General features: G+C 70.3%; 1 protein-coding gene. It reads left to right on the forward strand.

Annotated features, from left to right (window positions below):
* The coding region (locus A9X01_RS04795) for an HNH endonuclease signature motif containing protein (protein ID WP_155771934.1) at positions 1 to 633 on the forward strand (633 nt) is incomplete at both ends.

The raw sequence follows: 633 nt of genomic DNA on the forward strand, positions 1-633 counted from the left end.
CGGGCGCTGATCGAAGCCGCCTGGGCCAAACTGGCCGCCCCCGGCATGGCCCACCCCGACGACGACACCCCCCGGGTTGATGGGGAACCCGACGCCGACACCGCCCGCGGTGACACCCGCAGCACCGGCCAGCGCAACCACGACGCCCTGGCCGCCGCGATCCGAACCCTGTTCGCCTCCGGCGAGTTGGGCCAACACCGCGGCCTACCCGTGACCGTCATCGTCACCACCACACTCAAAGACCTCGAGGCCGGCGCCGGCACCGCCCGCACCAGCGGCGGCTCCCTGCTGCCGATGGCCGATCTGATCCGCATGGCCGCCCAGGCCCATCACTATCTGGCGATCTTCGATGACGCCAAACCGCTCGCCTTGTATCACGCCAAACGTTTCGCCAACCCCGCGCAGCGGCTCATGCTGCACGCCCTGGACCGCGGCTGCACCCGCCCCGGCTGCGACCAACCCGCCTACCACAGCGAGGTCCACCACGTCAGCGGCTGGACCACCACCGGGCGCACCGACATCACCGACCTCACCCTCGCGTGTGGACCCGACAACAGACTGGCCGAAAAAGGCTGGACCACCCGCAAAAACACCCGCGGCCACACCGAATGGCTCCCACCGGCCCACCTCGAC

The sequence above is a fragment of the Mycobacterium asiaticum genome (genome assembly GCF_001668675.1).
GTDB lineage: Bacteria > Actinomycetota > Actinomycetes > Mycobacteriales > Mycobacteriaceae > Mycobacterium > Mycobacterium asiaticum_D.